The 505-nt window shown below is 68.1% G+C and carries 1 protein-coding gene; it reads left to right on the top strand.

Features of this window, described 5'->3' with window-relative positions:
• Positions 1 to 186: 186 nt before the first annotated feature.
• On the top strand, positions 187 to 456 hold the full coding sequence (locus tag ACFHWT_RS31445; RefSeq protein ID WP_416598338.1) for a hypothetical protein: 270 nt from the start codon (positions 187 to 189) through the stop codon (positions 454 to 456).
• The last annotated feature ends 49 nt before the right edge of the window (positions 457 to 505 follow it).

Genomic DNA, 505 nt, shown 5'->3' with positions numbered 1-505 from the left:
CCATTAGGGCTGTGACCAGGTAGGACGCGTTGGCAGGGTGGTGCGACGTAGACGCAGCCGCCTGTTGATCATGTGTTTGTGAGGACAACAAGATCGAAGGCGGCTGCTGCTGCCAGGGTAGCGGCCGCCCGCGCTGAGCGCGCACGGGCCGAACTGTTGGAGCGAACGCGGTCCTGTTTCGTCCAGGTGCGGACGTGGCTGCACGCGGGCCGGTACGTGTCGGCGCTGGTCAGCAGGATGCCGAAACGCAACGGGTGGACCATCGCCGAGCATGTCGGGGATGCCACGCCGGACCGGACTCAGCGGTTGTTGAACCGGGCGGTGTGGGACGCCGAGGGTGTGGCGAGCCAGGTGCGGCGGTACGCGGCGGCCGGGTTGGACACGGCGGCCGGCCGGCGGCGTGGGTTGGTGGTGGGGGCGTTGGACGAGACCGGGCAGCCGAAGCAGGGCACCTAATGCCGAAGTCGGCATTAGGTGCCTTATGACGAGCCCGCGATTATGCCGC

This window comes from Micromonospora sp. LOL_021 (assembly GCF_048060215.1).
Lineage (GTDB): Bacteria > Actinomycetota > Actinomycetes > Mycobacteriales > Micromonosporaceae > Micromonospora_E.
This window is presented reverse-complemented; position numbering and strand designations above follow the sequence as displayed.